This is a genomic window from Arthrobacter sp. 05T444 (assembly GCF_056395905.1).
Map to the genome: position 1 here is coordinate 25366 of NZ_JBFTKK010000002.1, position 24711 is coordinate 50076.

A 24711-nucleotide genomic window follows, 5' to 3' on the forward strand; every position below is an offset into this window, starting at 1 on the left:
GTTCAGTTCAGGCGCTGGTTTTCAGCGCCAGCGACGAGACAAGGTGGCGCGGCTTGAGCCCGCGCATGGTGGACGGGTCCAGTGCCGCGCGGCGGAGCCGGCGGGTGTAGTCCTCCTTCGGCGAGGTGAGCACCGAGGCGGTGGTTCCCGCTTCCACGAGCTTGCCGCGCTGCATCACCATGACGCTATCGCTGATCTCCTGCACCACGCCAAGGTTGTGCGAGATGAAGACGTAGGTGATGCCGGTTTCGTCCTGGATGGACTTCAGCAGCCGGAGTACCTGGGCCTGGACGGAGACGTCGAGCGCGCTGGTAGCCTCGTCACAGACCAGCAGTTCGGGCTTGGACGCCAGCGCGCGGGCGATGCCGATCCGCTGCCGCTGGCCGCCCGAGAATTCCGAGGGGTGCTTGTCCAGGGAATTTGCTGGCAGGCCCACCTGGTCGATGAGCTTCGCCGCGGCCTTGTTCCGCTCGGCCTTGGACCGGACGCCCTGCAGCTTCAGCGGCTCGGCCACGATTTCCTGCGCGGTGAGGTGCGGGTCCAGGGAGCCGTAGGGATCCTGGAACACCATCTGGAATTTGGAGCGGAGCGGGCGCAGCTTCGCCTCGCTGAGCGCGGCCAGGTCCGTTCCGTCCAGCTCGATCCGGCCGCTGGCCGGCGTCACCAGCCGCATCAGTGCCTTCGCGATGGTCGACTTGCCGCAGCCTGATTCACCGACGACGGCGATCGTCTTGCCCTTCTCCACCGAGAAGGAGACGTCGTCCACCGCCCGAAAGGTTCCGCCCGGCACGTGGTAGTCCACCACGAGGTTTTCGACGGAGAGGAACGGCTTACTCATGGCGGGCTCCAGTGTTGGTCAGGGCGGCGTCGGGCGTTGTGGTGGTGGCAGGAAGCCCTGGGGTTTCGTCCCAGGGACCCAGGACCGGCACGGCGGCCAGCAGGTCGCGGGTGTACTCCGTGGCGGGATGATCCACGATCTGCTGGACGTCTCCGGATTCCACGAAGGAACCGTCCTTCATCACATGGATCCGGTCCGAGATGAGCCGGGCCACGCCGAGGTCGTGCGTGATCATCAGGATGCCGATGCCGCGCTGTTCCTGGAGCTCCAGCAGGAGGTCCAGGATGCCGCCCTGCACGGTAACGTCCAAGGCGGAGGTGGGCTCGTCGGCCACGAGGAGCTGCGGTTCGCTGGCCAGGGCGATGGCGATCAGCACGCGCTGGAGCATGCCGCCGGAGAGTTGGTGGGGGTACTTCTTGAGCTGCTTTTCCGGCGTCGGGATGTGGACCTGTTCCAGAAGGCGGATGGCCCGGGCCTGGACGGCACCCTTGTCCGTGGAGGCGGCACCGGCGATCCTGATGGCTTCGGAGAGCTGGCTGCCGATCGAGTGCACCGGGCTCAGGGCGGTCATGGGGTCCTGGGGAATCAGCGCGAGCGTCTTGCCGCGGACCTTCTCGATGGCCTTGGGCTCGGCGATCACGTCCACTCCGTCGATCTTGACCGATCCGGACAGCACAGCGAGGTCCTCCGGCAGCAGCCGCAGGATGCCCATCGCCGTCGTCGATTTCCCGGAGCCGGACTCACCGATGATGGTGACGGTCTCGCCCCGGTGGATGCTGAAGCTCACGGAGTCCACGGCACGGATGATGCCGGCGTCGGTGATCAGCTCCACCTGGAAGTCACGGACCTCCAGCAGGGCCTGCTCCTTGTGGCCGGAGTCAGTGTGGCCTGCGTCTGTGTGTGCGTTCATGTCAGGCACCCTTCTTCTTGCGGCGGGGACGGTCGCGGAGGCCGTCACCCAGCAGGTTCACGCCCACCACCATGAGCACGATCACAAGGCCTGGCAGAGTGACCATCCACCACGAGGTGGTGATGTAGTCCTGGCCGTCGGAGATGATGCGGCCCCAGGTGGCGAACGGCCGCTGCGGGCCGGCGCCGAGGAAGCTGAGCGCGCTCTCGAGCAGCACGGCCTGGGCCAGGAGCAGGAGCACCACAAGGGTTGCCTGCTTGATGACGTTGGGGATGATGTGCTGGATCAGGATCTGGATCCTGTGCAGGCCCAGGATCCGGGCTGCCGAAACGTACGGTTTTTCGCGTTCCACGAGGACCATGGACCGGGTTAGGCGGGCCACTTCGGGCCATTGGGCGATGGCGATGACGCCAGTGATGACAGGAATTGACGGCCCGAAGAGGGCCACCACGAGCAGCAGCATCATCAGCAGCGGAAGGGACATCTGGGCTTCGAGGACGCGGGACACCACGGTGTCCACCCAGCCGCCGAAGTAGCCGGCGGCCGCGCCAAGGATGATGCCGATCGCGCCGGACACCACCACGGCCAGGACGCCGATGGTCAGTGACACCTGGCCGCCGTGCAGGACGCGGGAGAGCAGGTCGCGCCCCAGTTGGTCGGTGCCGAACAGGTGCCCGTCCATCAGGGGCGGGAGCCGGCGGGCCGAGAGGTCCTGGTGGTTGGCGTCCGGCAGGGGCAGGACCTGGGCCAGCAGGATGGGGATGATGACCAGGAGCGTGCAGAGGGCGCCGATCCGCATCTTCCATTTGGCGGAATTACGACGGCGGGTGGCGCCGGCCTTCGCGATCAGCGCCTTGGTGACGGCGCTGGGGGACGGTTTGCGCTCCGGGGTGCCGTCAGGCAGGCCGGCGGTCGGTGCTGCGGTGTCGAGGCTCATGCTGCTGCCGCCTTTCCAAGACGAACGCGGGGATCAAGAAGCGGGTAGGCGAGGTCGATGACCAGCTGGACGCCTACGGCCAGCAGGGCCGTGAGGAGGACTGTTGCCTGGATCAGGGGGTAGTCGCGGGTTTCGAGGGCACGGACGATCAAGGAACCGACGCCTGGCCAGGCGAACACCACTTCCACCACCACCACGCCGTTGAGCATGGCGGCGAAGCGGGTACCAAGTGCGGTGAAGACCGGAATAGCTGAGTTGCCCATGGCGTAGCGCCAGGTGAGGATCGAGTTCCGGATTCCCCGGGACCGGGCCACGGTGAGGTAGGGGGCCGCGAAGTTGGTGGTCATTTCCCGCCGTACCATCCGGGAGATCAGGGCGATCTGCAGGATGGCGATGGTGACGGTGGGCAGGACCAGCCCACCCCAGGTGGCGAACCCGGAGGCCGGGAAGATCGGAATGAGGACGGCGAATCCGGTGAGGAGCATGATGCCGGTCCAGAAGTCGGGCATGGACTGCCCTGCGATGGTCAGGACGTTCACGCCGAACTCGCTTTTGGTGTCTGGCCGCCGGGACATCCACACGCCCAGCGGGATGGCCACCACGGCGGTGAGGAGGATCGACGCCGTGGCGAGCGTCAGCGTGTAGGGCATCCGCTCGGCCACCACCTGGAGGGCCGGGGCCTGGAAGGAGTACGAGGTGCCGAGGTTGCCGGTGAACAGCTGCTGCAGGAAGATCCAGTACTGCTCCAGCACGGGGCGGTCCAGTCCGAACTGCTCGCGGACCCTGGCCAGCTGCTCGGTGGTGGCCAGCGGTCCGGCGTAGGAGACCGCAGGGTCGCCGGGGGCCAGACGGATAAGGATGAAGACGGTGGAAACGGTGAGGAACACGGTCAGCAGGCCTTGGCCCAGCCGTTTGAGGATGTAGTTCGTCATGACTCAGGCCTCCAGCCGGACGTCAACAAGTGGGTAGGAGTTGGTGGGCGCCAGTGAAAGGCCGTCCACGCGCTTCTGGTGTGCCAGCACGGACTTGGGCACGAACGCCCAGGCGCACGGCCACGTATCCCAGATGGCCTTCTGCGCCGTGGCGAGCAGCTGCTGCCGGCGCACCGGATCCACTTCGGACGACGCCGCCTGGATCTTGGCCTGCACCTCCGGGACCACGTAGCCCTGGTAGGTGTCGCGGGTCTTTTCCTTCTCGGCAGTGCCGGCGTACATGCCCTGCATCATGGTGATGGCCAGGCCGGTGGGGCTGCTGAAGCCGTTGCCCAGCAGGTCCCAGTCGCCCTGCTTGCCCTGGCGCCAGGCCAGGATGTTGCCGCCGGGCTCGAACTGCTGGAGCTGGGTTTTCACGCCCACGGCGCCGAACATTTCCACAAGGGCCTCCATCACGGAGGTATCGGACGCGAACTCGCCGGTTTCCCAGATGATCTTCAGGTTCAGGTCGGTGGCGCCCAGGCTCTTCAGCGTTGCCTTGGCCTTCTCCGGATCGTAGGTGTAGGAGCCGGTCTTCGAGTAGCCGGTGAGGCTCGACGGCACCACGCCTTCGGCCGCGCTGACCGAATCGACCAGCACGTCCTTGACCAGAGCCTCGCCGTCGACGGCCCAGCTGAGGGCCTCGCGGACCCGGACGTCGGCCAGCGGGTGGCTGGCGGGCTTGCGGAAGTTGTAGAAGATCTGGTTCAGCCGAAGGCTCGACGCTTCGGCAAGGACGACGCCGGGAAGCCCGGCCAGCTGTTCGCGCGAGTCCGGCGTGATGGAGTCGATGACGTCCACCTCGCCGCTGCGCAGGGCGATCACGCGGCTGGATTCCTCAGGGAGGAACCGGACCTCGACGTTGTCCACCTTGGGCGCCGGGCCCCAGTAGTTCTCATTGCGCTTGAGGCTGTAGGTGCCGGCGCCGCGGTTGAACTTGGTGACCATGTAGGGGCCGGAACCAACGCCCTCCTGGAGCTCTTCGGGCTTGTTCTTCGCAGCCGGGCTGATCAGGATCATGCTCATGAGCGAATCCAGGATGGGGATGGGGTTCTTGGACTCCATCAGGAAGGTCCGCTCGTCAACGGGCACCACGGTGGGAAACTCCGGGAAGAACCCGGCGACGAAGGATCCCTGCACCTGCTGGTACATCTTCAGGGCCGTGGCGATGTCCTCGATGACCACCGGCGTGCCGTCGGAGTAGCGGACTCCCTCGCGGAGCTTGACGGTCCACTGCGTGGGCTTGGTCATCTTGAAGCTTTCCGCGAGAACGAGGACCGGCTTGGTTTCCGGCCCGATGGCCGTGAGTCCCTGCCGGACAGCCCGCTGGACGGTGACGGCCGCATCGAACTGGTTCAGTTTGTTGTCCAGGCTGACAAGGGACCTGTTGAGCGCCAGGGTCAGGGTGCTGGGACCCGGCAGGCCCGTGGGGCCGGCACACCCGGCGATGGAGCCTGTGCCCAGGAGAAATCCGGCGGCTGCGCCGAACTGCAGGAGGCGGCGCCGTGAGATCTCACTTCCTTGAGGAAGAACGGTCATCGTTGACCTCTCGGTTGAACGGGACGGCTGGCGGCCGGTTGGCCTGCGCCGTGTTACATGGATCACTCTGCCATTCATGCGCGAAATGCGCAAGCACTATGGCGCATTCCGCGCAATCGTGCCATGATGGTGCTACCGACGACTCGGCCTGGGACCCATCCCGGCCGGTTCGCAGTCGGTGGATCTTTACAAGAGCGGATCTACAGAAGAAAGGAGGACGACGTGACCGCAGTCCTTATTCAGGCGGATGACTTTTCCGGCGCGGCCGAGGTGGGACAGTGCTTTGCCACCCAGGGTCTTCGAACGCGCCTCCTCCTGGCCGGCACCGCGGACTCAGGCGTTGCCGACAATGACGCTCCGGACGTCCTCGTGGTTGACACGCATACCCGGGCCCTTTCTCCGGAAGCAGCCGAAGCGGCCGTTTCCGGAGTCTTTGACGGTGCCACGGCAGCCGGTGCACAGGCCCTGTTCAAGAAGATGGATTCGCTGTGGCGCGGCAACGTGGGCCCGGAACTGGCCGCACTGACGGGCCTGGGCTACCACGTCGTGGTGGCGGGTGCACTCCCCCAGCTGCGGCGGACCGTGGTGGGCGGCCAGCCGTTTGCCGACGGCATCCGCCTCGACCTCACGACTCTCTGGAAGGCGGAGGACGCCGCGCCGCCATCGTCAGTAGAACAGGTACTGAACCGGCCTGAGGGCTCCTCCCTCACCCTGGCCGGCCTCGACATTGTGAGGTCCGGCGGCCTGGCGGCCTTCATAGCTGAAGCCCTGCAAGCCGGGGGCCCGGCCACGGTGATTGCCGACGGCGAGACCGAGGCGGATCTGGAAGCCGTCACGGACGCCCTGCTGGACCTGGAGTTCACCGCCGCCGGCCGCCGGATCGTGCTGGCCGGAACAGGCGGCATCGCCGCCCTCCTGGCCACGAAACTGGGTGCGAAACTGGGCAACAAATCTGCGCGAAACACGCAGAGCCAGCTTTCCCGGCGACAAGATCAGGCAATGGCGCGTTCCACCCCAAGAGTGCTTGCCGCCGTCGGCTCCGCCTCCGCGGCGGCGGCTGCGCAGCTGCTGCAGCTGGAAAGCGCCGGGTTCAGCGCACTGCGGATAGCTCCCGCCGAACTCCGGGATCCTGAAGCCTGGGCGCAGCGGCTCCTTTCGGCCAAGCAGCTCCTGGTTGCCGACACGCCGACCGCTCTGACTGTCAGCGCCGACGTCGTGAATCCGCAGGAATCCGGCGCGATCGTCCGCAGCCTCGGTCGCCTGGCGGCAGATGCCGCCGGCACCGCCGACCTCATCCTCACCGGCGGCGAAACCGCCCGCGAGGTGCTCGATGACCTTGGCATCCGCCAGTTGACGCCGCTGGCGTCCGCGCAGCACGGGGCCGTGGTCAGCCTGTCCGATGACGGGAGACTCGTCGGCACCAAACCGGGCAGCTTCGGGGACGGCCACGCGCTCGTCGAGCTGTACCAGTCCATGAAAGACCTCCGGGCCGTATCCCTTCACGCACGTCCGGCCGGAGAACACCCCCACAAGCCCTCCCACCAATCTGGAGCAGACATGACATCCGCAGTAGCGAACATTACTGAGCAGGACCGCCGGCCGTTCATCGCCGTGACCATGGGGGACGGCGCCGGCGTCGGCCCCGAAGTGACAGTGGGCGCGCTCATTGCTGAGAACGCCTACCGCGACTGCCGGCCGGTGGTCATCGGAGACACCTACCGTTTGCAGCTCGGTGCCAAGGCGCTTGGCGTCAAGGCCGACATTGTGGAGATCGCGAGCGTGGGCGAAGCCGTCTTTGAGGCCGGCCGCATCAACGTGATCGACCCCAAGCTACTGTCCAGGGACCTGCCTTGGGGCCAGGAGTCCGCCGAGGCGGGCAACGCCGCATACCACTACATCAGGATCGCCTGCGAGCTGGGCATGAGCGGCCAGGTGCAGGGCATCTGCACCGCGCCGCTGAACAAGGCCGCCCTGCACAAGGCCGGGCACATCTACCCCGGGCACACGGAACTGTTGGCGCACTTCATGGGCATCGAGGAAGTGTCGATGATGCTTTCGACCCCGAAGGTGAAGGTCATCCACGTCACCACCCACATCGGTCTCCTCGACGCCATCAACAGGATTGAGCCCGGGCTGGTGGAACGGACGGTGCGCCGGGGCCACGGTGCCATGCAGCGCGCTGGCATCGCCAACCCGAAGATCGGCGTCTGCGCCATCAACCCGCACGCCGGCGAGAACGGGCTGTTCGGCTACGGCGAAGAAGCGGAGAAGATCACCCCCGCCATCGAAAAGCTCCAGGCCGACGGCATCGACGCCCGCGGCCCCCTGCCGGCCGACACCGCCTTCTTCCTCGCCGGCCGCGGCGACTACGACCTCATCGTCGCGATGTACCACGATCAGGGCCACGGTCCGGTCAAGGTCCTCGGCATCGAGGCCGGCGTCAACATCACGGTCGGGCTGCCCGTCATCCGCACCTCGGTGGACCACGGGACCGCCTTCGACATCGCCGGCAAGGGCATCGTTGAGGTGGGCAGCATGATCGAGGCACTGCGCCAGGCCGCCGAAATGTCGCCGAGTCCGGCACAGCAACGCTGACCGCCCCCAGCGCCAGGTTGGCGCGGCCCGGACCCCCGGATGAAGCCCGACTTCGCCTGCGGCGCCTGACGTCCCTAGGATGGACTGAGGATCCGGCCGCCGGAAGTCCCGGCCCGGGAAGGAGAGCTTCCATGACGCACGCCATCGTCGCCCAGCAGCCGGGCGGACCCGAGGTCCTGGACTTCGCGGAGATCGACCGCCCCGTTCCCGGTCCGGGCCAGCTGCTTATTAAGGTGGCGGCTGCCGGCGTCAACTTCATTGACACCTACCAGCGCGGCGGCATGTACAAGGTGCCCTTTCCCTTCACTCCGGGCTCGGAGGCTGCCGGCACGGTCGAGGAAGTCGGCGAGGGAGTCGAGGACTTCGCGGTGGGCAGCCGGGTAGCCACGGCCGAGGGCTCGAAGTGCTATGCGGGATACACGGTGCTTGACGCGGCCAAGGCCCTGCCGGTGCCCGACGGCGTGGACGACCTCACGGCTGCGGCACTCCCCCTGCAGGGCATGACCGCCCACTACCTGATCAACTCGTCGTTCCGGGTTGAACCGGGCCACAGCGTGCTGGTGCACGCGGGCGCCGGCGGCGTCGGCCTGCTCCTGATCCAGCTCCTGAAGGCCCGCGGCGCCCGCGTCATCACCACGGTCTCCACCGATGAGAAGGAAGCTCTGGCTCGGGAAGCCGGCGCCGACGAGGTGCTCCGCTATGACGGGTTCGCGGCCACTGTCCGTGAGCTGACCAACGGCGACGGGGTGAACGTGGTGTACGACGGCGTGGGGAAAGACACGTTCGACGGCTCACTGTCCAGCCTGCGCACGCGCGGCTCGCTCGTTTTGTTCGGCGCAGCCTCAGGGGCGGTCCCGCCGGTGGATCCGCAGCGGCTCAACGCGGGTGGTTCGCTGACGCTCACGCGGCCCTCGCTCGCCCACTTCCTGGGCAACCCGCAGGAACGCCTCTGGCGCTCCACCGAAATTTTTGGCGCCGTGGCCGATGGCAGCCTCAGCGTGCGGATCGGCGCCACTTATCCCCTGGCCGAGGCCCGGCGGGCCCATGAGGACCTCGAAGGCCGGCGCACCACGGGCAAAGTACTTCTTGTTCCCTAAACGGCCACCCGGATCCACTGGCAAGTGAACGCCCGGTAAACCGCGACACCTTCCGTTCACTTTGCCGGGAGAGAATCCACCTGTGAATGAGCAGCCTCCGCAGACCACCCGCACCCTAGGCATCCCTGCGGGCGGTGCTGCGCCTGCCACGGTGCATGCAGCCCAGCTTCCCGGTGCCCACGCTGCGCCGCCGGAGCGGACCCTGATGGACATCCTGCAGGACACCGCGGCAACGTTTCCGGACGCGTCAGCCCTGGATGACGGCCGGCAGTCACTCAGTTACGCGCAGCTGATGGCATCCGTCCGGGCAACCGCCCGCCGGCTTCATTCGGCCGGCCTGGGCGCAGGTGACAGGATCGGCGTCCGAATCCCGTCCGGCACCAACGAGCTCTACATTTCCATCCTTGCGGTCATGCTCATCGGGGCGGCCTACGTTCCGGTCGACGCCGACGATCCGGACGAGCGCGCCAAACTGGTCTTTGGCGAGGCCCGGGTGGCCGGGATCGTGCGGGCCAACGGCGATATTGTCACCGACCAGAAGCGTCCCCGGCCTTTTCCCCAGCCCCGGACGGCAACTCCCGACGACGACGCCTGGGTCATCTTCACGTCAGGTTCCACGGGGACGCCGAAGGGCGTGGCCGTCCGCCACCGGTCGTCGGCGGCCTTCGTCGACGCCGAGTCGAGGATTTTCCTGCGCGATGAGCCCGTGGGGCCGCAGGACCGTGTCCTCGCGGGGCTGTCCGTGGCCTTCGACGCCTCGTGCGAAGAGATGTGGCTGGCCTGGCGCCACGGAGCCTGCCTGGTGCCGGCTCCCCGGGCACTTGTCCGCACGGGCATGGACCTCGGGCCGTGGCTGATCAGCCACGGCATCACTGTTGTCTCCACCGTCCCCACGCTCGCGGCATTGTGGCCTGCGGAGGCACTCGAGAATGTGCGGCTGCTGATCTTCGGCGGGGAGGCTTGCCCGCCTGAACTGGCTGAACGCCTGGCCGTGGAAGGCCGCGAGGTGTGGAACACCTACGGGCCGACCGAAGCGACGGTGGTGGCCTGCGCTGCTCCCCTTGGCGGCACCGGTCCGGTCAGGATCGGGTTGCCTCTCGACGGCTGGGACCTCGCCGTGGTCGCTTCCGACGACGTTCCCGTCGCCGAAGGGGAAATCGGTGAACTCATCATCGGGGGCGTGGGCCTGGCCCGCTACCTCGATCCTCTGAAGGACGCGGAAAAATATGCACCCATGCCGGCACTGGGGTGGGACCGCGCCTACCGCTCAGGCGACCTGGTCCGCTACGAACGTGCGGGCCTGATCTTTATCGGACGGGCCGATGAACAGGTCAAGCTCGGCGGCCGCAGGATCGAGCTCGGCGAGATCGACGCTGCGCTCCAGTCGCTTCCGGACGTGGCGGGCGCCGCTGCCGCGGTACGCACGACGGCGGCCGGCAACCAGGTCCTGGTGGGATATCTCGCCCCCTCCGGTGATGCTGTCCTTGACCTCGCGGCGGCCCGAAAGCTGCTGCTTGCGGTTCTCCCCGCGCCGTTGATCCCGCTGCTGACCGTCGTCGGCAGCCTGCCGACCAAAACCAGCGGGAAGGTGGACCGGCATGCGCTTCCGTGGCCCTTGCCGGGGGCCGGCGGCGCGGACGACGCTGCCGCCCCGCTGAACCTCCCGCACGACGCACAGTGGATTGTGGAGCAATGGGCGGCAGTCCTGGGAAGCAGGGTGGCGAGTCTTGACGCGGACTTCTTCGCCCACGGCGGCGGATCGTTGGCCGCAGCCCAGCTCGTCTCGGCGCTCCGTGTCCGCTACCCCACCATCACTGTGGCGGACATCTATGCCACCCCGCGCGTCGGCGCCCTGATTGACACCGCACGCCAGTCGCTGCCGGACGGCATGGCCGCCGGGCCCGCCCCGGAGCGGCCGGTGCGGCCCACCGCCCTCAAGTCACAGGTGTTCCAGACCCTCATGGGCATCCCGCTGCACATTCTCGTGGGCATGCGCTGGCTGACATACCTGATGGCCGCGAACAACCTGCTGTCGGCCTTCGCCGGCTTCTCGGCTGCCCCGGTCCTTTCCTGGTGGTGGGTTGCGGCGTCGTGGCTGGTCTTTGTCAGTCCTGCGGGGCGGATGGCCATCGCGGTTGCCGCTGCGCGCCTCCTGCTGTGGAACGTGACACCCGGAACCTATCCGCGCTCCGGACGGGTTCACCTGCGGCTTTGGCTGGCCGAGCAGATCCAGGATCTCTCCAGCGCCATCAGCCTGGCCAGCGCTCCGTGGGTGCCCTATTACGCACGGGCGCTGGGGGCAAAGATAGGGGTCAACGTCCACCTGCACTCCCTGCCCCCGGTGACCGGCTTCCTCTCACTGGGCAACGGCAGCAACATCGAGCCCGAGGTGGACTTGTCCGGGTGGTGGATCGACGGTGACGTCGTGCACATCGGCCGGGTCCACGTGGGAGCAGAGGCTTCCGTCGGTGCCCGCAGCACACTCATGCCCGGGACCAGTATCGGTGCCAGAGGCCAGGTGGAACCGGGCTCGGCCGTTCTGGGGAAGGTCAAAGCGGGCCAGGTCGTGGCGGGATCGCCCGCTGAGCGCCGCGGCAAGGCCAAACAGGGCTGGCCCGCTGCCCAGCCTGCCAGCTCCCTGATCGGCAGGCTGTGGTTTGCCGCTTTCGCCGCGGCCTCGGCGGTCCTGGCCATGATTCCGTACGCTTCAGCTGCATGCGCAGCGCTGGTGGTGTTCCTGTTCATCAGGGGAAGCGACACCCTGATCGGTGCCTGGCCCCAGCTTCTGGCCGCGCTACCGCTGGCTGCCCTCACCTGGTTCCTGACGAACCTGCTCCTGATCCTGGCAGCCACGAGGCTGCTGGGCACGGGCCTTGCGGAAGGCTACTACCGCGTTCGCAGCCGCATCGGCTGGCAGGTCTGGGCCACGGAGCGGGTCCTGGACATGGCCCGTGACCTCCTCTTCCCGATCTATGCGAGCCTCTTCACGCCTGTCTGGCTGAGACTGCTGGGCGCCAAGGTCGGCAAGAACGTTGAGGCTTCCACTGTCCTCCTGCTGCCCAAAATGACGACCGTGGGCGAGGGCGCCTTCCTTGCGGACGACACCATGGTGGCCTCCTATGAGCTGGGCGGTGGCTGGATCCGGATCGCCCCTGCCAAAATCGGCAAACGCTCCTTCCTTGGCAACTCGGGAATGACGGCGGCCGGGCGCAACGTGCCGAAGAACTCCCTGGTGGCAGTCCTGTCGGCAACGCCCAACAAGGCGAAGTCCGGTACGTCCTGGCTCGGCAGCCCTCCGGTCAGGCTTCGGCGGACAGCGGTGGCGTCGGACAGCACCCGGACGTTCCAGCCGCCCGCAAGGCTGAAGGTGGCCCGGACGCTGTGGGAGTCGTGCCGCTTCGTGCCCGTGATGCTGACCGTCGCCCTGGCCATGGGGGTCATGGTGACGTTCGATTGGCTCGCGGCCCTCTGGGGCTACGCGGCGGCCGCCGCGCTCGGCGGGCTGGTGCTTTTGGCTGCCGGTGGGATAGCCGCAGGCAGCGCCGTGGCTGCCAAATGGCTCCTGGTCGGAAGAATCAAACCGGGCGAACATCTCTTATGGAGCTCGTTCATTTGGCGCAACGAGGTGGTGGACACCTTCATCGAGATGGTCACCGCGCCGTGGTTCGCCCGGGCAGCCACGGGAACACCTGCACTGGTGTGGTGGCTCCGCGGCCTGGGCGCAAAAATCGGCCGCGGCGCCTGGTGCGAGAGCTATTGGCTGCCTGAAGCTGACCTCGTCACCCTGGGTGACAGCTCAACAGTTAACCGCGGCTGTGTGGTCCAGACGCACCTCTTCCACGACCGCATCATGAGCATCGACACTGTTACGCTCGAAGACGGGGCCACCATGGGACCGCACGGCGTCATCCTGCCGCAGGCGCGGATCGGCAAGGGTGGGACCGTGGGCCCGGCATCCCTGGTAATGCGCGGCGAGACGGTCCCGGCCGCAACTTACTGGATGGGCAACCCGGTCAGCCCCTGGACGGGCCCGGGAGTTCCGGCTCCCCGCCTGAAGTAACTGCCCGCAGAAGACCAACCGATCCGCCCGACAAACCTGATTGAGGCACACGCCTGATGAGTTCTCCAGATTCCCCCGGCCCCGCTGCTGTGCTGCCTGTGCCGGGTCCGGCCGGCACCGCCGATCCCTACGTTCCCGGGCACGGAACCGATGCTTATCGGGTCCTGCGCTATGAACTGGAGCTGGACTACAAACTGGCCAGCAACAGGCTCAACGGCCGGGCGGTGGTGCGGGCGGTTGCCGCACGCCGCATCTCCGCAGTGGTGCTGGACATGACCGGCCTCCGTGCCTTGAAGATCCAGTTGGACGGGTCCCGTGTCAGGAGATTCACCCAGCGGGCGGAGCAGTTGGTGGTTCACTGCGAGCAGCCCCTGGACCCTGGAGCGGAATTCACCCTGGACATCCGCTATACCGGTAATCCGGAGCCGCGCAAGGGCCTCTGGGGAGAAGTGGGGTGGGAGGAGCTCACGGACGGAGTGCTCGTTGCGGGCCAGCCCAACGGGGCACCGTCCTGGTTTCCGTGCAACGACCATCCGCGGAATAAGGCAAGCTACCGTATCTCCGTCACCACCGACGCCGGTTACCGTGCCGTGTGCAACGGCCTGTTGGTGGGACATACCAGCCGGTCGAGCAGGCAGACCTGGGTCTATGAACAGGCGGAGCCGATGGCGACCTACCTGGCCACTGTGCAGATCGGCCGGTATGAACTGTTGACGCTGCCCGACGAAGGCGGAGTGGCGCAGCACATCGCCGTGCCCGCCTCGTTTGCCGGTTCCGCGAGGGCCGCACTGACCCGCCAGCCGGACATGATGCGCGCGTTCATCGGCTGCTTTGGACCGTATCCCTTCCGGGAGTACACCGTGGTGGTGACCGACGACGACCTCGAGATTCCCCTTGAGGCCCAGTCGCTTTCGATCCTTGGCCGCAACCACCTGGCCGCGGATTGGGAGTCGCAGCGGCTCATCGCGCACGAACTTGCGCACCAGTGGTTCGGCAACTCCCTGACCCTCAGCATCTGGAGCGATATCTGGCTGCATGAGGGCTTCGCCTGCTACGCGGAATGGATCTGGTCCGAGGAAGCCGGCATCATGCCCGTGCAGGAGAGGGCCGCGGCAGCGTGGCGAAAACTCGACTCCGGCATCCAGGACATCCTCGTAGGAGACCCTGGTCCCGAACTGATGTTCGACGACAGGGTGTACAAGCGCGGCGCACTGGCCCTGCACGCACTCCGCCGGCGGTGCGGTGATCTGGCATTCTTCGCGCTGCTGCAGGACTGGACCCGGAGCAGAGTCCATGCCTCAGTATCCACAGCCGAGTTCATTCTGGCTGCGGACCGGGTGACGGGCCTGGACTCGGAGTCCCTGCTGCACCCGTGGCTGTTCGAGGAGGCACTTCCGGCGTTGCCCGGCGCCTAACGGGCCCGGCTGTCCGGTGCCCGGTCAGCCCAGTGCCACTGCAGCCACGAGCCAGGCCGGCAGGCCGGCCGCCGCGGCGTCGACATCGGAAATTTCCGGATGCCCCAGTGCTTCTACCGTTCCTGGCTGCACGGTCAGCCCCTCGCCGGTCATCTTGAGCCACGCCTCTTTCCGCGCCCAGAGCCGGGCGCGGGCCTGAAGCAGTTCAGTGTCCCGCAGCCCCGTTACGGCCGCGCGCTCCGACTCCGTCAGCGCTACAGCTTCGAAACCCGAAAAGTCGGTGCCGCGGGGATCCTCAATGTCGATGCCCAGCCTGGTTCCGGGCTGCGGCTCCAGGACAGCACCCACGAGCGTCCAGCCCGCCGCCCTGGACAGGCTGAGGAGCAACGGAAGCCCCACGCCCGCCCGCGAATATCCCGGCCGGCCGTGCGATAGGCCCGGGCCGCTGCCGCACCTCGGACAGCTGTAGTCGCAGGTCAGGTCCCGGGCGGGGGTCCCCAGCAAATCGGCGGCCAACTCCCGCTGCGCCAGCCGACCGGACACAAAAGCCCGGCGCAGGCCGGGCTCCATGGCGGCTGCGCGTTCCAGCTCGGGAGGGTCAAGCAGCGATTCGTCGGCGGGACCGTCCGGGGAAGCGCGAAAGACCACGCCGGAGGGCGTGGTCCTTCGCGTTGTTCCCAAACTGGTGCCCAGTCGACTCGTCCCCCGGCTAACGCTGCACGGCGCCAAACCGCGCGGCGGCAACCGCGACCGCACTCTCGCGTGCGGCAGAGGCTTCATCGGCGGTCAGCGTCCGGTCATTGGCACGGAAGCGGAGACCGAAGGCCAGCGACTTCTTGCCTTCCTCGATCCCCTTGCCGGCGTACACGTCGAACAGCGCGACGTCCTCCAGGAGTTCGCCCGCTCCTTCCCGCAGCGCGGCCAGGACGTCATCTGCAGGAATTTCCTGCGGCACAACAAGTGCCACGTCCTGGGTGGCCACGGGGAAGGTGGAGATATGGCGTGCCACGATGACATCGGCAGCCGCCTCGAACAGGGCGTCGGCATTGATCTCAAGTGCCGCGGAACGGGCCGGCATGTCGTGGGCGGCAAGGAGCTTCGGGTGCAGCTCCCCCGCGTAGCCCACAACCTCGCCGGTGCGCAGCGAAAGCTGCCCGGTCCGGCCCGGATGGAACGCCTGGTGATCGCCCTGGCCCACAACCAGCTCAACACCCAGAATGTCGCCAGCCAAGCGGGCGATGTCCAGCGCATCAGCCCAGTCCCACGCCCTGGGCGAGTGACCCGCAGCGGCGGGTGAGTCGTGGCCGGTCAGGACCGCGGCGACGTGCAACGGCTGGTCCGGCACGCCGTCGTACAGGGCATCCAGCACCTCATCGGAGGGCTTGACGCCCAGCGGCGGGATGGAGGACGTTCCCACGGTGTCGCCGGGCAGGAAGACAAGGCCTGCCTCGAAGAGCGCCAGGTCGCGGAAGCCGCGCGAGTGGTTGCGCTTGGCTACCTCGATGAGTCCGGGCAGGACCGAGGTCCGCAGGTAGCCGTGTTCCTCGCTGATGGGGTTGGCCAGCTTGACCGCCGTGCGGACCGCGCCGGCTTCGGCCACGCCGAAGGTGTCGTTGGCAGCCTTCGACACGAATGGGTAGGCCAGGACCTCGGTAAGCCCGGCGTCGGCGAGGGCCTGGATCAGTCGCCGCCGCTGCTGCTGCACGCGGGTCAGCCCGCGTCCCGGAGGAGCGACCGGAAGGGTCGCCGGGATCTGGTCGTATCCCACCAGGCGGGCGATTTCCTCGGACAGGTCTTCCTTGGTTTCGAGGTCGTTCCGCCAGCTGGGCGCCGAAACCGTCCAGCCGCCGTCGGCCTTTTCCACCACGGCGCCGAGATCCTCAAGGGAGGTGACAATCTGCTCTTCAGTGAAGTCGATGCCGATCCGTGCGGCGGCGAAGCCCGCCGGCAGGGCGATGGTCACGGCGTCCGGTGCGGTCCCGACGTCGGTGCCCGCCTCGTCAGCGACGCCCCCGGCGAGTTCCACCATAAGGTCCACAACGCGCTGGGCGGCAATGTTCGCTACCTGCCAGTCCACGCCGCGTTCAAATCGCTTTGACGCTTCGGACGGCAGCTTGTGCCGGCGGCGGGAGCGTGCGATGGAAACCTCATCGAAGTGGGCCGCCTCGACCAGCACGTTGGTGGTGGAGTCGGACACCTCAGTGGCCGCGCCGCCCATGACGCCGGCGATGCCGATCGCCCCGGAGCCGTCCGTGATGAGGAGATCCTCGACGTCGAGCGTCCGTTCCTTGTCATCCAGGGTGGTGATCTTCTCCCCCGCCACGGCACGGCGGACCACGATGTCGCCGGACAGCTTGTCCAGGTCGTAGCAGTGCGTGGGCTGGCCGAGCTCCAGCATGACGTAGTTCGAGATGTCCACGGGAAGGGAGATGGAGCGGATACCGGCAAGACGCAGCCGTGAAACCATCCACTGGGGTGTCGGTCTTGTGGCGTCGACTCCGCGGACGGTCCGGGCCACGAAGCGGTCACAGCCGGGCTTGCCGTAGATGGGCGCGTCGTCGTTGAGCTTGACGCCGTGGCCGCCGGCCAATTCCGCCGGGGCCGACACCTTGGACGCGGGGTCCGTGAAGGACGTTCCGGTGGCGTGGGCGTATTCCCGGGCCACACCGCGGATCGAGAACGCGTAGCCACGGTCAGGGGTGACGTTGATCTCGGCGGCTTCGTCGTAGAGCCCCAGGAGCTCCATGGCGTCGGTACCGATTTCCGGGTCCAGGCCGATCCTCGACAGCACCAGGATGCCATCGTGGTCTTCACCGATGCCCAGTTCGCGTACGGAGGCGATCATGCCCGCGGAGAGGTGCCCGTAGGTTTTCCGTGCCGAGATGTGGAAGTCGCCGGGCAGCACGGCACCGGGGAGGGTGACTACCACCTTGTCCCCTTCGACGAAGTTGTGGGCTCCGCAGATGATGCCCTGGACACCGGAGGGATCGATGCCCTTGCCGGTGAGGGTCTGCTCTTGGCCTTCGGGGACCACGCGGACCTGGCACCAGTTGATGGTCTTGCCGTTGGTCTGCGGTTCCTTGACCAGGCTCAGGACCTGGCCCACCACGACGGGGCCCTTAAGGCCGTCCGTGGGACGGTGGACCGCTTCTTCTTCAAAGCCGACCTTGACGAGCTCGGCCATGACGTCTTCGGCCGTTGCTCCGGCCGGTACCTGCGCGAATTCACGCAGCCAGGAAAGTGGGATACGCACTGTTAGATCTCCATCCCGAAGTGCTCGCTGAAACGTACATCGCCTTCGATCATGTCGCGCATGTCGCCGACCTCGTTGCGGAACATGAGGGTGCGCTCGATGCCCATGCCGAAGGCAAATCCTGAATAGGTGTCGGGGTCGATGCCGGCAGCCCGGAGAACATGGGGGTTGACCATGCCGCAGCCGCCCCATTCGATCCAGCGCGGACCGCCCTTGGCGCCCGGGTGCCAGATGTCCAGCTCGGCGGACGGCTCGGTGAACGGGAAGTAGTTGGGACGCAGCCGGATTTGGGCCTCGTCACCGAACATCTGCCGGGCGAAGTGCTCCAGCGTTCCGCGAAGGTCCGCCATGCTGAGTTTCTTGTCGATGGCCAGGCCTTCGAACTGGTGGAACACCGGCGTGTGCGTGGCGTCCAGTTCGTCGGTGCGGAACACCTTGCCGGGGCACAGCACGTAGATGGGAACCTCGCGTTCCAGCATGGAGCGGACCTGCACCGGGGAGGTGTGGGTGCGCATGAGGAGGTGCGCTTCCGGTGGTTCCACGAAGAAGGTGTCCTGCATTTCGCGGGCCGGGTGGTCCGGCTTGAAGTTCAGGGCATCGAAGTTGAACCATTCGGATTCGACTTCCGGGCCCTCGGCGATTTCCCAGCCCATGCCCACGAAGATGTCCGCCACGCGGTCCTGCAGCGTGGAGAGCGGGTGGCGCGCCCCGGCACGGCGGCGTCGCGGAGCAGCGGTGACATCCACGGTTTCCTCAACCAGGATGCGGGCGTCGTTCTCGGCTTCGAGCTCGACGGTGCGGTCGGCGAGCGCCTTGTTGACGCGTCCGCGGGAGGAACCCATGAGCTTGCCGGCGACAGCCTTCTGGTCTTTGGGAAGGCGCCCGATCTCACGGTTGGCCAGGCTCAGCTGCGATTTCTCGCCGGTGTGGGCCAAACGGACAGCCTTGAGTTCATCGAGCGTGGAGGCACCGGCAATCGCGGCGATTGCCTGGTCGACGGCGGCGGTGATGGCGGCTTCATCCAGAGGGTTCGGGGCGGCAGCGCCCGGCAAAGTTTCAGTCATCTACTGTTCTTAGCTACGAGTCGGGTGATGCCAATGGCCGGGGCTGCTGTGCCGGTTCCCCGGCAGCGCGTCCGTCACTGGCATGTCATTGGATGGAGTCATCCAATGACATCATCCAAAGACAAGGGCAGGCTCGCCGGAGTTTGGCCGGCAGGCACTGTTCCCAGTCTAATTGACGGGGCCCGGCTGCCCGAACGGCAGGGCGCGCGTCGCCGCAGTGTGCAGCGAATATGGCTGCCGCTACCATGGCAGGATGACCCCCGCACAGCGGTTGCGCCAACTTGCGAACGTGCTCAACGCCTCCACAACCCTGGGACTCCTGCTGGCCAGACTGGCAGGCACCGAAACGGTTGGCGGCCCCCGCGGTCTGGTGATTGCCGCCGGCTACCGCTGGCGTCTTCCCTTCGCGCAGGCCTTCACGGTCGGCAACGTGGTCATCTTCCGGGCCGGAGCGGAGGAAGCCCTGGCCAATCCTGTGCTGCTGGGACACGAGGAACGGCACAGCAGCCAATACGCCTGCCTGGGCCTGCCGTTCCTGCCGCTGTACTTCATCGCCGCGGGGTGGTCCCGGCTGCGGACAGGCAACCCGGGGTCCGCCAACGTCTTTGAACGCCTGGCGGGCCTGGAAGCAGGCGGATATGCGGAGACCGGAAAACGCGGAACGGGCAAAGCTTCCCCCGAACGGAATCGAGGCGTGACATGACGGAAATTCCGAGGACCATCTCTGTGACCGGGGCCGGAACCGCGGAAGCCGTGCCGGACCTGCTGACCGTTTCCCTTGGCGTGGAGTGCCGCCGGGAGGACGTGGGGGCCGCCTATGCCGCGGCGGGGCGGGCTGGATCTCGGTTTTGCCGATCCCGCCGCCGTGATGTCACGGGCTCGGGAGGCAGCCTGGCAGGATGCCCTCGCCACTGCCACGCAGTTCGCCGCACTGGCTGGCGCCGAACTGGGCCCGGTGGCCTCGGTTACCCAGCAGCCCGGCGCCGCCGTGCCCATTCCGGTAGCGAAAATGCAGCGGGCCGTATCCGCTGATGCCGTGGGGATCGAAGCCGGCCAGTCGAGCGTCTCCGCGACGGTGGGCGTCGTCTGGGAACTCCGCGCAACCGGCTAGTGGACGGTACCGGCGGACAGTTTGAGGTCCGCCGTGGTCGCCAGTGCAGTGCGGACGACGGCGGCGATCGCCTCGGCCATCAACGTCACGGCCAGAGAGGGGGCTGCGCTCCCCTCCGGCAGCTGCCCGGGCTCGAACGGGACATGGACGAACCCGCCCCGCACATCCGCCCGGGACGCGAGCTCGTGCATCAGGGTGTAGAAGATGTGGTTGCAGACATATGTCCCTGCCGTCTGCGAGATCTCTGCGGGGATGCCGGCCAGAGTCACGGCACGGAGGGCTGCCTTCACCGGCAGTGAGCTGAAGTACGCGGCCGGCCCGCCCTGCACCACTTCGCTGTCGAGCGGCTGGTTCCCGGCATTGTCGGGAATCGGGGCGTCATCGCAGTTGATGGCGACTCGCTCCAGCGACACACGGTCACGGCCTCCCGCCTGACCGATGCACACCACGAGTTCCGGCTCCAGTTCGTCCAGGGCATCGCGGAGGACGGCACCGGCTGCACCGAAGATGCAGGGCAGTTCAACCGCCCTGACGGCCAGGCCTTCGCTGCGGAGCAGTTCCCGCGCGTGGAGTGCTGCTGCCCATGACGGGTTGGAAGACTGGCCGCCGAACGGTTCAAATCCGGTGAGGAGGATCATGAAGCAAGCGTAGCGGCCGGGCGAAACACCGACGCCGGGCCTTGACATTGATTAGAACATACCTTCGAATTGAGATCATGAGATGGGACGCACAAGCACTTAATCCGGCACCTGGAGAGCAAGGCGCAAACAGCCTAACCGCGGCCGCCCCAGCCGCAGTGCCGCTGCTGCCCCTGGCCGGGCTTGTGCGTTCCGTCTCCACCCCTGAATTTGCCGGGGTCACCTTCCACGAGGTCACTGCCAAATCGGTGCTCAACAAGGTGGCTGCCGGTTCACGGATGCCCTTTGAGTGGACCGTCAACCCCTACCGCGGATGCAGCCACGCGTGCGTCTACTGCTTCGCCCGCAAGAGCCACACCTATCTTGACTTCGATGCCGGGCTCGACTTCGACAGCCAGGTGGTGGTGAAAATCAACGCCGCGGACGTCCTGCGCAAGGAGTTGGCCAAGCCGTCCTGGGGACGCCAGCAGGTTGCGCTCGGCACCAATACCGATCCCTACCAGCGTGCCGAAGGCCGTTACCGGCTGATGCCCGGAATCATCAGCGCGCTGGCGGACTCGGGCACACCCCTGTCCATCCTCACCAAAGGGACCCTGCTTGCCAGGGACATCCCCCTGCTGAAACATGCCGCCACGCAGGTCCCCGTGGGGATCGGAATCTCGCTCGCCATGACGGATGAACAGCTTTCCGAGGCCGTTGAGCCCGGAACGCCCGGTCCGCGGGCCCGGCTCAAGCTCATTTCAAGGCTGCGCGAAGCCGGGCTCCCCTGCGGAGTGATGGCCATGCCCATCCTGCCCTGGCTGTCGGACAGCGACGAAGCGCTGGACTCACTTTTCAGCTCGCTGGCCGCTGCCGGAGCCACCGGAGTCACTGCCGGGGCGCTTTACCTCAAGCCCGGCACCCGCGAATGGTTCATGCAATGGATCGCCGCCCGGCACCCGGAACTTGCCGGACGGTACCGCAGGCTTTACGGCACGGGCTCGTACGCTTCCAAGGAATACCGGACCTGGCTCGCCGGCAGAATTCGCTTCTTCAAGGCGCGGCACGGTTTTTCGGGCTCACAGGGGTTCAGCCACCGCGACGTCGATGACCCCCGCGGGGAGGAAGCGGCGTACCCGGAGGGCAGCCTGCCCGCGGCGCGTGCCGGCCACCCCAGCGGAGCGGCGGCCGCACCACAGCCGACACTTTTCTGAACGCCCTCTGACAGAGCAGACTGATTTGGCACCTTCCTACCCGGCGTGACTCTTACGCGCGGGGGGCGGCCCCCGCAGGCAGCGGCGCGCCCAGCGCGGTCAGCAGTGCCCTGACAATCGGAAGGTCGGCGGGGATCCAGGGAAGGTGGAGAGCTTCGTCACGGTCCTGAATGCTGACCCACCGGAGTTCATCGTGGTCCTCGAGGGGCCGGGGGTCGCCGTCGGCTACCTCGGCGAACCATACGCGCATCGACGCGCGTTCGTTGAGGGGCCAGCCTGAGCTCTCCGGTGCTTCCAATTCGGCGCCGAGGATGACGGCGATCCCGAGTTCCTCCCGCAACTCCCGGTGCAGGGCATCTTTAGGGGCCTCGCCCGCCTCCACCTTGCCGCCGGGGAATTCCCACATGCCGGCGAACTGCGGCGGTGCCGTGCGCCGGGCCACGAGCAGCCGCGCGGGCTCAGCCAGCGAATCGAGCACGGCGCCGCCCACAACGTTGATCAGTTCAGTGTTGGTCAGTTCAGTCACCGCCCCAGTCTATGGGGCAGAATGGGTAGGGCCCCCAGCGCGGGAACCCCGATCCCGTGTATCTGCAGGGAATACCCTTCAGCCCCGCGACGTTCTATAAATCAGATTTAACTTGCCCTGGTGTCCATCAGCCCCAGAGGCCGTCTCCACACTTCCGCTCCGAAAAGCAGGCTCATGACTTCTACTGTTCAAGCCCCCGGCACTTCCAAAGCCGCCGGCACCCACCTCGGACTCGCGATCCTGGCCCTGGCCATGGGCGGCTTCGGTATCGGCGTCACCGAATTCGCCATGATGGGGCTCCTCAAAGAGGTGGAGCTTGGACTCAACATCAGCACCCCCGAGGCGGGCCACCTGATCTCCGCCTATGCTCTTGGCGTTGTCATCGGCGCTCCGGTGCTGGCCGCCGTCGGAGCGAAGCTGCCACGCAAGTACCTTGCCCTCGGCCTCATGCTGTTCTTCAGCATCGCCAATCTGACCTCTTACGTCGCACCCGACTACGGGAGCATGCTGGTTTCGCGGTTCGCCGCCGGACTGCCGCACGGGGCTTTCTTCGGAGTGGCAGCGGTCATCGCAGCCTCCCTCGTGGCGCCGACGAAGCGGGGGTGGGCCATTTCCATGGTCATGGCCGGCCTGACGGTTTCCAATGTCATCGGCGTACCCTTCGCCACGTGGCTCGGCCAGACTTTCGGCTGGCGGCTGCTCTTTGTCTTGGTCGGCGCGCTCGGTCTGGTGACCCTGGCCCTCATCTGGAGGTTCGTCCCGTTCCAGAAGGCGCACGCCGACGCGAGCATCCGGCGTGAACTCGGCGCACTGAAGCGCGCACAGGTCTGGCTTGCCATCATGATTGGAATCGTTGGGTTCGGCGGCTTCTTCGCAACGTACACCTACATCGCTCACACCATGACGTCGGTCGCCGGCATCCCATCTGCATGGCTTCCCCTGGTGGTGGCCCTTTATGGGCTTGGGATGGTTGCCGGCAACATCGTGGGCGGCAGGATCGCGGACAAGTCCGTGATGGGAACCATTTACCGCGTCCTGCCCGCCATCGCCGTTGCGCTGGTGGTGTACGCCATCGCCGTTCACTGGTCCTGGTCCGCGTTCGTCATGGTCTTCGTCGTCGGGGCGGCCGGTTCAATGCTGGTTCCGGCGCTGCAGACGCGTTTGCTCGACGCATCCCCGGATGCGCCGTCGCTGGCCTCCTCGCTCAACCACGCGGCACTGAACGTGGCCAACGCCCTGGGCGCCTTCCTCGGCGGACTGGTCATCGCCTGGGGCTGGGGCTACGTGGCCCCCGCCCTGGTGGGTGCGGTACTGGCGGTTCTGGGCCTGGGCGTCGCCGTCCTCAGCGGCATGCTGGAACGCAAGAGACCGCTGGCACCGTAACCCTCAAGTCACAGCGAACCCTCAGGTCACAGCGCCAGCGGCCCCGGCTGCCCGGGGCCGGTCAGGCCCCCTGCTCCCCCGCGAACGCCTGCCCGCTTGGTACGTCAGCACGGTGCACGTCAGGTTCGAGATAGATGACCCGGGCAATCGGCACTGCGGTGCGGATCCTGTCCTCCGCGGCGTCGATAAGCCGGGCAATTTCCAGTCCGGAATCGGCCGCGCCGATGGTGATCTTGGCAGCCACCAGGAGCTCTTCCGGCCCAAGGTGCATGGTCTTCAGATGGATGATTCCGGTACCGTCCGACTCAATGGCGTCCCTGATCTTGGCAACATCTGCCTTGGTGGCCGATTCCCCCAGGAGCAGCGATTTGGTCTCCACGGCGAGGACGACGGCGATCGCCACGAGCAGCAGGCCGATCATCCCTGTTCCCAGCGCGTCCCAGATGCCGTCTCCTGTCAGCAAGGTGAGTCCCACACCGAGCAGTGCGAACACGAGCCCCAGCAGGGCCCCGAAGTCCTCCAGGAGGATGACCGGAAGTTCCGGCTGCTTGGCGTTCCGGATGAACTTTGCCCAGCTCTGCTGGCCCCGAACGTGGTTCGATTCGATGATGGCGGTCCTGAAGCTAAAGGACTCCGCGACGATGGCACCTACCAGTACGGCCAGCGGTACCCACCAGAAGTCACCCTCAATGGCGTGCGGGTCCTGGATCTTTTCCCAGGCCTCAAACAGCGCGAACAAACCGCCCACGCTGAACAGCACAATTGAGACGATAAAGGCGTAAATGTAGCGTTCGCGGCCATAGCCGAACGGGTGCTCCGGGCTTGCCTCCTTCTGTGCGCGCTTTCCGCCTACCAGCAGGAGCAGCTGGTTGCCGGAGTCAGCCACCGAGTGGATGGCTTCGGCAAGCATCGAGGAGGACATCGTCAGCAGGAAGGCGACGAACTTCATTACAGCGATGGTCAGGTTTGCGGCCAGAGCCGCGACGATCGCCTTGGTACCGCCATTTGCAGCCAAGGGAGCTTCACCTCTTCAAGTGGGAATTACAACGAATTGGATACAGCCGCGAACCGCGGCCGTCTAGTAAATACCGTACCTGCACGGTCCACGGCGGTGCACCAGCAGTGGCGGGTTCACGCCACGGAAACCCCGAAACTAAGCGTGCTGACAAATAAACGCGCGC

19 protein-coding genes and 1 pseudogene are annotated in these 24711 nt (G+C 66.8%); 9 read left to right on the top strand and 11 right to left on the bottom strand.

Going from position 1 to position 24711, the window contains the following annotated elements; genetic code table 11:
* Window positions 1-7: 7 nt before the first annotated feature.
* The 5 genes from AC1DD3_RS02315 to AC1DD3_RS02335 are packed head-to-tail and all read right to left on the bottom strand — an operon-like array spanning window position 8 to window position 5195.
* Window positions 8-838, bottom strand: a complete 831-nt coding sequence (locus AC1DD3_RS02315) for an ATP-binding cassette domain-containing protein (protein WP_476880866.1) — start codon at window positions 836-838, stop codon at window positions 8-10.
* On the bottom strand, window positions 831-1748 hold the full coding sequence (locus tag AC1DD3_RS02320) for an ABC transporter ATP-binding protein (RefSeq protein ID WP_230117614.1): 918 nt from the start codon (window positions 1746-1748) through the stop codon (window positions 831-833). The genes AC1DD3_RS02315 and AC1DD3_RS02320 overlap by 8 nt, the downstream gene beginning before the upstream one ends.
* Before the next feature lies 1 nt (window position 1749).
* Entirely contained in the window at window positions 1750-2685 is a 936-nt protein-coding gene (locus tag AC1DD3_RS02325) for an ABC transporter permease (protein ID WP_230117613.1), read from the bottom strand.
* Window positions 2682-3617 carry an ABC transporter permease gene (locus AC1DD3_RS02330; protein ID WP_476880867.1) on the bottom strand — a complete coding sequence of 312 codons (936 nt, stop codon included), beginning with the start codon at window positions 3615-3617 and terminating at the stop codon, window positions 2682-2684. The genes AC1DD3_RS02325 and AC1DD3_RS02330 overlap by 4 nt, the downstream gene beginning before the upstream one ends.
* A 3-nt stretch (window positions 3618-3620) precedes the next feature.
* The gene (locus AC1DD3_RS02335; protein ID WP_476880868.1) at window positions 3621-5195 is read right to left on the bottom strand and encodes an ABC transporter substrate-binding protein; all 1575 of its coding nucleotides are present in this window, start codon (window positions 5193-5195) and stop codon (window positions 3621-3623) included.
* Window positions 5196-5417: 222 nt separating this feature from the next.
* Between AC1DD3_RS02335 and pdxA the strand changes: the two genes are divergently transcribed.
* From pdxA to AC1DD3_RS02355, 4 genes are all read left to right on the top strand, one after another.
* Complete coding sequence (gene pdxA / locus AC1DD3_RS02340; protein ID WP_476880869.1) at window positions 5418-7790, top strand: 4-hydroxythreonine-4-phosphate dehydrogenase PdxA; 2373 nt, start codon at window positions 5418-5420, stop codon at window positions 7788-7790.
* A gap of 131 nt (window positions 7791-7921) precedes the next feature.
* Window positions 7922-8887 carry a quinone oxidoreductase family protein gene (locus AC1DD3_RS02345; protein WP_476880870.1) on the top strand — a complete coding sequence of 322 codons (966 nt, stop codon included), beginning with the start codon at window positions 7922-7924 and terminating at the stop codon, window positions 8885-8887.
* Between the two features lie 205 nt (window positions 8888-9092).
* Window positions 9093-12947, top strand: a complete 3855-nt coding sequence (locus AC1DD3_RS02350) for a Pls/PosA family non-ribosomal peptide synthetase (protein WP_476880988.1) — start codon at window positions 9093-9095, stop codon at window positions 12945-12947.
* 56 nt (window positions 12948-13003) lie between these two features.
* Window positions 13004-14362, top strand: a complete 1359-nt coding sequence (locus AC1DD3_RS02355) for a M1 family metallopeptidase (RefSeq protein ID WP_230117607.1) — start codon at window positions 13004-13006, stop codon at window positions 14360-14362.
* A 24-nt stretch (window positions 14363-14386) separates the two neighbouring features.
* On the opposite strand, the gene AC1DD3_RS02360 is transcribed toward AC1DD3_RS02355, so the two are convergent.
* The 3 genes from AC1DD3_RS02360 to pheS all read right to left on the bottom strand — a co-directional run bounded on the left by AC1DD3_RS02360 (window position 14387) and on the right by pheS (window position 18679).
* A complete protein-coding gene (locus tag AC1DD3_RS02360) occupies window positions 14387-15010 on the bottom strand; it encodes a 4'-phosphopantetheinyl transferase family protein (protein WP_230117606.1) in 624 nt (207 codons plus the stop codon).
* A 61-nt stretch (window positions 15011-15071) separates the two neighbouring features.
* Complete coding sequence (gene pheT / locus AC1DD3_RS02365) at window positions 15072-17615, bottom strand: phenylalanine--tRNA ligase subunit beta (protein ID WP_476880871.1); 2544 nt, start codon at window positions 17613-17615, stop codon at window positions 15072-15074.
* 2 nt (window positions 17616-17617) lie between these two features.
* On the bottom strand, window positions 17618-18679 hold the full coding sequence (pheS, locus tag AC1DD3_RS02370; RefSeq protein WP_230117604.1) for a phenylalanine--tRNA ligase subunit alpha: 1062 nt from the start codon (window positions 18677-18679) through the stop codon (window positions 17618-17620).
* Window positions 18680-18932: 253 nt separating this feature from the next.
* Here pheS and AC1DD3_RS02375 point away from each other — a divergent pair, with 253 nt between their 5' ends.
* From AC1DD3_RS02375 to AC1DD3_RS02385, 3 genes and pseudogenes are all read left to right on the top strand, one after another.
* Complete coding sequence (locus AC1DD3_RS02375) at window positions 18933-19382, top strand: eCIS core domain-containing protein (RefSeq protein ID WP_476880872.1); 450 nt, start codon at window positions 18933-18935, stop codon at window positions 19380-19382.
* Window positions 19379-19460 (top strand): annotated as a pseudogene (locus AC1DD3_RS02380) (SIMPL domain-containing protein); the annotation flags it as partial. The gene AC1DD3_RS02375 and the pseudogene AC1DD3_RS02380, both read left to right, overlap by 4 nt.
* A 36-nt stretch (window positions 19461-19496) precedes the next feature.
* A complete protein-coding gene (locus AC1DD3_RS02385; protein ID WP_354962127.1) occupies window positions 19497-19790 on the top strand; it encodes an SIMPL domain-containing protein in 294 nt (97 codons plus the stop codon).
* Here the strand turns inward: AC1DD3_RS02385 and pcp are convergent.
* A complete protein-coding gene (pcp, locus tag AC1DD3_RS02390; protein WP_230117602.1) occupies window positions 19787-20428 on the bottom strand; it encodes a pyroglutamyl-peptidase I in 642 nt (213 codons plus the stop codon). The genes AC1DD3_RS02385 and pcp overlap by 4 nt on opposite strands.
* Before the next feature lie 77 nt (window positions 20429-20505).
* On the opposite strand from pcp, the gene AC1DD3_RS02395 reads away from it, so the two are divergent.
* Window positions 20506-21621: an Rv2578c family radical SAM protein gene (locus AC1DD3_RS02395; protein ID WP_230117601.1), complete on the top strand. Its 1116-nt coding sequence runs from the start codon at window positions 20506-20508 to the stop codon at window positions 21619-21621.
* 52 nt (window positions 21622-21673) lie between these two features.
* Here the strand turns inward: AC1DD3_RS02395 and AC1DD3_RS02400 are convergent, their stop codons facing one another.
* Window positions 21674-22147: a (deoxy)nucleoside triphosphate pyrophosphohydrolase gene (locus tag AC1DD3_RS02400; protein WP_476880873.1), complete on the bottom strand. Its 474-nt coding sequence runs from the start codon at window positions 22145-22147 to the stop codon at window positions 21674-21676.
* Between the two features lie 174 nt (window positions 22148-22321).
* Between AC1DD3_RS02400 and AC1DD3_RS02405 the strand changes: the two genes are divergently transcribed.
* Window positions 22322-23530 (top strand): MFS transporter, encoded by a 1209-nt coding sequence (locus tag AC1DD3_RS02405; RefSeq protein WP_230117600.1) that lies wholly within the window; start codon window positions 22322-22324, stop codon window positions 23528-23530.
* 61 nt (window positions 23531-23591) lie between these two features.
* Here AC1DD3_RS02405 and AC1DD3_RS02410 read toward each other — a convergent pair whose 3' ends face one another.
* Window positions 23592-24545 (bottom strand): cation diffusion facilitator family transporter, encoded by a 954-nt coding sequence (locus AC1DD3_RS02410; protein WP_230117599.1) that lies wholly within the window; start codon window positions 24543-24545, stop codon window positions 23592-23594.
* Between the last annotated feature and the right edge of the window lie 166 nt (window positions 24546-24711).